We start from the raw sequence: 7,869 nt of genomic DNA on the forward strand, positions 1-7,869 counted from the left end.
TTTGCCAAACTGGTAAACTAAGTGCAGGCTAGTGATATCAGAAGCAACACTGCCAACAATTCCCCGAAACGTATTAGCAATGTTGTTGGGGATTAACGTAACGCCATTTCCGTTCAGTGATTTTACAAAATTTTGCTCTAGATGTGTTACCAGTGTCCATCGCTTAAGACCCAATTTTACCCCATTGTATTTTATCATAATATCGGCCTTACCGGAAAAAATGGATTCGTTATCCCCTTCGCCTGCTACATAATTATGCTGAAAAAAAGTTAGCCTTGGCTCAATAACTAAGCCGTTCATTTTTAAACTATCTCTTGCACCGCCCCAATCACCCGTTAAGCTTGACTTAGGGCTTGTGGTTTTTTCTGCGACAGGTATATCCTGAGCCAATGCAACAACAAATAGCAAGCAAGTACCTACTGTAATAATTATCTTTTTCATAATTTCTTATTTTTTATAAACTGATTTCCCTTCTTTAATTGTTTCAAGCACAACAATGTCTTTTATTTTCATTGGGTCAACCTTTAAAGGGTTCTGATCCAGAATAACCATATCTCCTAATTTTCCTGCCTTAAGAGAACCTTTGGTCTTATCTTCAAAATGCTGGTAAGCTCCCCAAATGGTAATAGATTGTAAGGCTTCGTATGGAGTAAGTCGTTCCTCTGCACCAATAACGGCACCACTTCTTGAAACACGATTTACGGTTGTCCACATAATCATCATCAGGTTGGGTAGTGCCACCGGTGCATCAGTATGGCTGGTTACGTGCAATCCTTTGTTTAATGCCGATTTGATGGGGCTAATCTTATTGCCCAAAGAATCACCAATAATTTTTTTGTGCCAGTCGCCCCAATAAAAAGTATGCATTGGGAAGAGAGAAGCCACTACACCTAATTTTTTCAGGCTGTCAAGCTGATCCATACGAACGTATTGCCCGTGTATCAATACATTTCTCCTATCGGTATTACCATATTTGGCAGCAGCCGGTTTCATACAGCGAATCATTTGATCGATAGCGGCATCACCGTTGGCGTGGCTAATTATTTGCCAGTTATTGGCAAAAGCGGAGTCATATACTGCCATTACTTTTTTGTCATCTGCTATGGCAGGATAGCCTAAATATCCCGCTTTCTGTCCGTCTGGGGGTATTAAATAAGGGATGGTTCTCCATGCGGTACGACCTTGTGGGGAGCCATCCAATGTAATTTTTACGCCTCCTATACGGTAGTGGTGATTGTATTCTTTTTTGTTCCATTCGCTATGCAGGTATTTAGGCATTGAATAATCAATGTAAGACACTACATCAATTTTGAGTTTTCCACTTAGGGCATAACTGGCTAGTTGTTCGTGATTTTCCATTGCCTTACCTTCTTGTATACTTGTGTGACCAAATTTAAATGCCATTTCTTGACCTTTATCAAAATAAAAATCGACCAATTCTGGTTCTGGTGTAACGATAGGGAAAAGAACTTTAAGCGCAGCCATTTCTTCCAAAACGCCATTGGGTTCTTGAGAGTTTGGCATTCTGCGGATAACCCCACCATCAGGGTCTTTTGTTGCAGCCGTCATTTTTATTAGCTCTAAGGCTTTGCTGTTTACCGAGCAAAAATGACCTGTAATATGCATAACACAAACGGGTACATCTTTTGAAACTTTGTCTAAATCTTCCTTGGTAGGAAATCTTCCTTCTTTCAGTACAGCATCGTCAAAACCCATCCCAAAAATCCAACCTTTGGTTTTGTCTGTTCCGTTTTTGGCATGCCAGTCTTTCATTATTTGAACCAAGTCATCAATGCTATCGCAATTTCCATCAGGACCAGGCAATAAATTCCCCGCTACCGCCTGCATGCCTAAAGCAGCAAAATGGATGTGTCCTTCAAAAAAACCAGGTACTAATGTTTTACCTTCTAAATCCTTCATTTCGGTTTTGTCCCCTTGAAACTTTTCGGCCTCGTCTTTGGTGCCTACAAAAACTATTTTGCCATCTTTTATCGCAACTGCTTCTGCATATTGTGCTTCGTTTCCTTCCATAGTTACAATGTCTCCACCAAAATAAATGGCATCGGCTGGATTGGTAACTGCTTCTTTTTTACAGCTAACAATAGCCAACGCAAAAAGCCCTACGAGTAATTGATTTTTAATTTTCATAATTGTTGCTTTATAAATTAATTTTCTGAATTATTGTTTGATTGGAAATGATTTTCCTTTAAAAACAGTTTCTAAAACTTTCACATCTTTAATTGCCATAGGCTTTACTTTCAATGGATTTTCAGCTAAAATGGTAAAATTGGCAATTTTTCCTTTTTTGATTGACCCTATAGTTTTTTCTAATTCAATAGTTCTTGCCGCAGTGATTGTAATGGCTTTCATTGCCGAATACGCATCGATTCTTTGATCTTGAGAAAATTTACTATTTTCAGAAGTCACTCTGTTTACGGCTGTCCAAGCCAAAGTTAAAGGTTCCATTGGTGCCATAGAAAAATCTGAATGAAAGGAAACAGGAATTTTATTATCAAGTAATGATTTTATTCTTACTAAAGCTTCGCCTCTTTCTTTTCCCAATCCTACTTCGCTATACTTGTCTGCCAATGCCCATAAATAATATGGATTTACGGAGGCTTCAATTTCTAAATTAGCGATTTGATTGGCTTGCTTTTCAGAAAAATAACCCATGTGGTGCAAGGTCAAACGGTGGTCTTTTCGTGGATTTGCTTTTTGATCTAATGCATTAAAGTTTAACACTTCCTGAATACCTAAATCGCCATTTGCATGAACATGGATTTTATAACCCGCTTTCCAATAAAGCGACATTTGAGTTTTTAGTAAGTTCAATGGCGTCATCCATTCGCCTTTGTGTCCGTCGTTATAATTACCTTCCATCTGCATGGCTTGTGAATAAATAGCACCATCTGCAAATAATTTTATTTGATTAGGTAAAAAATGAATATTATCGGTATTAAATTTACCCATAGTTTTGGTAAATTCAAGTGCTTTTTCATTACTACCTTGACTTGTATACAATTGGGTTCCGTTTGGAATAAGATAAGCTTCGTAAGGCTGTCCTTTATCCATTTCTTTTTTCAACATGGCAAATTCCATATTAAAATCTGATGTTCCAAAACCAGGTTCGCAAATGGTGGTGATTCCATTTTTGTGAATTAATTGGCTCATCATTTCCATTCCTTTATTAGTTCGGTCAGGATTGAAAAGTACTGCTCCTAATTTTGGAACTAACGCCAGCCAACCACCTTCATAGAAATGTCCCTTTTTCCATTCTACTTGTGGATTTCCTTTGTAATCTTCTTCTTTGATATTAAATTTTTTAATAAACGCATCGTTGACATATATTTCATGAAAAGAACGATGCAAAATTCCTACGGGTTGATTGGGAGCAATTTTATTCAACATATCACGTGAAATTTCGCCATGCCATAATTGGTGATATCCCCATACTAAATAAGCTTCTTCTGGTTTTGCTTTGGCATTTATTGATTCGGTAACTCTTTTAATATATTCATCGTGACCGATTACTCCCTTTTTAATTTCATTAGGCAAAACCCAATCGTTCATAGATATAATTTCATTTGGAAGCATTGTAGCTGCAATAGATGGATGCACATGTGGTTCAACAAAACCGGGCATCATGGTTTTCCCTTCCAAATCTTTCATTTCGGTTTTATCTCCATGAAACTTTTCGGCTTCGTCTTTTGTTCCAACGAAAAGTATTTTTCCGTCTTTAATCGCTACAGCTTCTGCATAGGTTGCCGTTTCGCCTTCCATGGTTAAAATATCGCCACCAAAATAAATGACATCGGCTGGATTAAGAATTTCCTTTTTTGTACAGCTTATTAAAGCTAATAAAAGTAATGTGATTAATGCTTTTTTCATGTTAAATAGTTTTTGATTAAATAAATAGTGTAGCACCTATTTTAAAAATATGTAATTCCGTAGTGAAATTTGGTGACCAACCTGCGTTAACTTTAAATTTATTAGGTGTTACGATGTGATTCAAATTCAAATCACCAGACCAAAATGTTTTCCAAGTACCGTTAGTACTTAAAAATGTTGGCGTTGGGTTGATAAACATGAAGGTGTTTTTACTGAACTTATAACTCGCATTGAATTGCAATCCAATTCCGTTAGACGAATATTTAAATGCTTCTGGAATTATATCTGTGTTTTGTTTGGTAATATGAACATAACTTATTCCTGGAAAAAGAGATAATTTCGGACTTACTATAAATCCTCCAACAACTCCACCAGCTAATGACCAAGAGCTTGTGCCTAATCCGTTTTCATAACTACCAATTGGAATTGACACATCTACGAAAGGCACAATAGCAATAAAGCTTTTAGTAATTCCTTTTTTTGCAACATGAAAATAACGCACACGCATATCGCCAATTCCTGTTTTACTGGTGGCATCGTTATAAAGAAAAGGTAATTCTACCAACATCAAATTATCGGGATTAAAAGCATACTGCACATTGACTCTCAATCCGAATAAATTTGCATTTTTACCATCTTGGTATTCTAAGCTTCCATTTAATTGCGTGTATAAATTTGTTGGATTTGATGGGTCGATTTCTTTTTTGGTTTCTGTTGATTCTTGAGCATTTATTCCAATGGAGAATAAAGAAATTAGGATTAAAAGTGTTAGTGTTTTTTTCATCTTTTTTTGTTTTAATTTTATTTTTTTGGTAAGGAACCGTCTTTTCTCATTTCAGTAATAACCGTTGCAATAATACTGTCAACAGTTAAAGCAACATCGGTAGCATTTGAAGATTTTGTAGTTCCTGTCCAAATAAGTTTGTTTTGTTTTAACGAAAAAATATTTGTTTCAACAAAGTAATTCGTAGTCTCTTGATAATAACTCGGAGTATAAAAATTATTAGCATAAGCACCATACCAATTTCCAAATCCGTTGCCATAAAGTCCGCCGTACATTCCGTTTCCATATAATCCTCCCATACCTCCAAAATATAATGAAGTATTAGTTCCTGGAATATAATTCGTTTCTTTTTCGGTGCTTACTAATCTCATAGTTACTACACCATCAAAATTCTCATCTTCAAGAATTTTAAGTTTTTGGGCTTTAGTTAGTTCTAAATTGGTTCCATTCAAAAACAAAAAAGAAGAATGAAATATGGTGTTGCTTCTAACAATTTTATTTTCGGTTATTCTTCTAGTTGCTTCATCTTTTACCAAAGCTACAATAAGCACTTTTTTGAATTCTTGATTTGCAACTGTTGTTTCAGAGTCACGCCAACTATTAACTATTGAAGTATTACTAACACAGCTCATAAGAAAAATGGTGGATAATAGGACAAGTGATAAGATTTTTTTTAAGTTATTCATTTTTAAGTATTTAGGTTATTTTATTTGTATTTATTTCATTAAAACAGCTTCAAACTTTGCTAAAGGAGCCATTCTTGCTTTGTTTAAACTCAATGTATTTCCTTGAATTGCATAATTGTCTACTTTTTCGAAAACTTCCAAAAGCTCATTTTCTTTGGACATATCGATACATGCCATTAAGGTTGAAGCAAACTTTGTAAATGAAATACGAGTTTCTCCAGGTAAACTGTACATTCCATTAAAAGTATTACAACCCGAAAATCCATGAACTCTATTGTCCTTTAATTTGATAATCATAAAAATTTCTTTTTTGTTGTCTTCTCTAACTATGGGTTGTCCCATAAGCTCGGATAACCGCCAATAAGTCTCTGTTAATGATGAATTTGGTTTATTTGCCATAGCAGAAGAAACATTACTTTTTGATGATGTACAACTAAAAACAAGTAGAATTTGTAGTAAGAGTAAAACTTTAATAACCATTTTTACTTTTTTCATAATTGATTTACTTTTTGAAGTTGATAATTTTTAGCGAGATTTCCAGTAATTCTGTTACCTTTCATATCGAGCTGAAATAATTTATTTTCGCCAACAAAATATTGATTGGGTGCGTTTTCAATTCCTTCTAAAACAATTTTTAACCCATCTGCATTCCAGAAAAATTTTCCATTTAATTCGGATTCAGCATCATTTTCTTTACCTAAATAAACTGTTGTCAATACATAAGTTAAGTTCTTGTTTAGAGTAATTGTAGTTTGTATTCCTTCACAATCTGCACAAGGAACAATCCCTTTATAGGTTCCTTCCCAATCTAAAGCATTAGATGCACTATGAGAGGTATCAGCCAAGGTTGGTGCTTTTGTAACGTTTGAGTCTAAATTATTTACCGCAACTTTAGTTTCATTTTTACAGTTAAAAAAAAGAACTGAGAGAAACAAAAAAATCAAAATATTAAATTTAATCATTGTTTTTTTAAAATTTTAAAAGAAAAAAATTAATTTTTTAAATTCAATTGGTTTAATTCTCTATTCTCTTTAGCCAATTTCATTTCTAATTCTTGAATTTTTAATTGTCTTTTAGAGAATTCATGTTCGCCATCTGCTATCTTACTATCAGATAATTTGCCACGTTGTTTTTTTCTTTCAAAATTGTTTTTATCTTTTGCCAAACTAAGATTTTCTTTAGCAATGTCATCTGTTAAATCATTAATTTCTTTGTTTATTTTAACAGATTTTTTAGTGTTTTTTTCAAGTTCTTTAGCCGCTTTTTCTTGAACTTTAAATCTTTTAGCTTCTAGCTTTTGTGTCTTTTTAGCAGTTTCAGCAATAGCTTCTTGAGTTTTAAGCTGTGCTTTTTGCATTTTTAATTGTTGACTTTGCAGTTTTTCTTTATCCTTTATAGCTTTTGCAGTCGCTGCATCTGCTTTTTCGATTTCTTTAAGTTTATTTAGTCCTTCTTTTGGATCTGCAACAATAATTTTTGTTACAAGGCTGTCCTTTAAAGGTTCTATTGCAGGTATGATAGATTTAATCGTGTCTTGAATTGGTTTTGTTGTTTCCTGAGCAAATGAGTTAAATCCAATTAAGAAAATTAATAAAGCAATTGTTTTTTTCATGATTAGTAAAGATTTTAGTTAAATAATATAACATAAAATTAACAAAAATTTATTTAAATTGTAAGAATATTAAAATTTATTAATAATTTCTTAACAAGTGTTTGAGGAATGCTGGCAGAAGCAATAAACAAGAATACTTCAAAATGTGTTAAATAGTCAAATGTTTACTTGATTTAGTCAATCGATATCTAAAAATAGCTTGAAGGATTTTTCCAATAAATCTTTGAACAACTTTTATGAAGTTAATTATAAAGATAAAACCAGATTCAAGAGTAATGACTTAGAGCTTGAATGATACTATAGTAAGTAAACTTATTTGAAATATAAATTAACCATTTAATGTTATAATTCTATGATTTATATTATAAAAATAAAGTATATTAACCCGTTGGGTGCAATTATTTAAAACGTCTGTTCGAGTGTTTTTTGTGCAGTAAAACGGAACAAAAAATGTATCGAGAACTGTTTTTAATGAAATTTTCCTTGTTCTCGATACGATTTTCTTCCCGAAGCTTCGGGAGAAAATCACTCGAACTGACGAAAAATTATCATCAAAAACTAATTACACCCAACGGGTTAAAAACTATGATTCTAAGTGTTTAAAAAAATATAAATTGATTTAGTGACTTTACCAAAATTTGAATGAATTTCATGAACTACAATTTAGCTTTTTTGCAGTATCGAAAGCAAAACAAACTGCCTAATTTTTCCTAATTGTATTTGCACAAATTACAACGATATAGTTTTAACGTCTTTTTATTAAAATGCTATGTAAGTCAGTAAAAGAGTACTATTTGCACAAAAAATAGAATAGATACTGTATTGAAAACTTGAATGTTACACTCTTTTTATACGATTTATCCTGAATTTTTTTTTATTTTTTTCGATTATGGGATTGA

8 protein-coding genes are annotated in these 7,869 nt (G+C 33.1%); all 8 read right to left on the reverse strand.

Annotated elements, in window-relative coordinates; translation table 11 throughout:
- On the reverse strand, window positions 1-441 hold a 441-nt coding region (locus RMO53_RS09795), incomplete at its 3' end, for a hypothetical protein (RefSeq protein ID WP_310380101.1).
- Window positions 442-447: 6 nt separating this feature from the next.
- Entirely contained in the window at window positions 448-2,148 is a 1,701-nt protein-coding gene (locus RMO53_RS09800; protein ID WP_310380102.1) for an amidohydrolase, read from the reverse strand.
- Window positions 2,149-2,178: 30 nt separating this feature from the next.
- The gene (locus RMO53_RS09805) at window positions 2,179-3,888 is read right to left on the reverse strand and encodes an amidohydrolase (protein ID WP_310380104.1); all 1,710 of its coding nucleotides are present in this window, start codon (window positions 3,886-3,888) and stop codon (window positions 2,179-2,181) included.
- Window positions 3,889-3,904: 16 nt separating this feature from the next.
- Window positions 3,905-4,672, reverse strand: a complete 768-nt coding sequence (locus tag RMO53_RS09810; protein ID WP_310380106.1) for a hypothetical protein — start codon at window positions 4,670-4,672, stop codon at window positions 3,905-3,907.
- A gap of 17 nt (window positions 4,673-4,689) precedes the next feature.
- Entirely contained in the window at window positions 4,690-5,358 is a 669-nt protein-coding gene (locus RMO53_RS09815) for a hypothetical protein (protein ID WP_310380107.1), read from the reverse strand.
- Window positions 5,359-5,388: 30 nt separating this feature from the next.
- The gene (locus RMO53_RS09820) at window positions 5,389-5,853 is read right to left on the reverse strand and encodes an META domain-containing protein (RefSeq protein ID WP_310380108.1); all 465 of its coding nucleotides are present in this window, start codon (window positions 5,851-5,853) and stop codon (window positions 5,389-5,391) included.
- A complete protein-coding gene (locus RMO53_RS09825) occupies window positions 5,850-6,203 on the reverse strand; it encodes a copper resistance protein NlpE (RefSeq protein ID WP_310380110.1) in 354 nt (117 codons plus the stop codon). Before RMO53_RS09825 ends, RMO53_RS09820 begins: the two co-directional genes overlap by 4 nt.
- 146 nt (window positions 6,204-6,349) lie before the next feature.
- Window positions 6,350-6,970 (reverse strand): hypothetical protein, encoded by a 621-nt coding sequence (locus RMO53_RS09830; protein ID WP_310380112.1) that lies wholly within the window; start codon window positions 6,968-6,970, stop codon window positions 6,350-6,352.
- Between the last annotated feature and the right edge of the window lie 899 nt (window positions 6,971-7,869).

Source organism: Flavobacterium sp. (assembly GCF_031409475.1).
Classification (GTDB): Bacteria; Bacteroidota; Bacteroidia; order Flavobacteriales; family Flavobacteriaceae; genus Flavobacterium.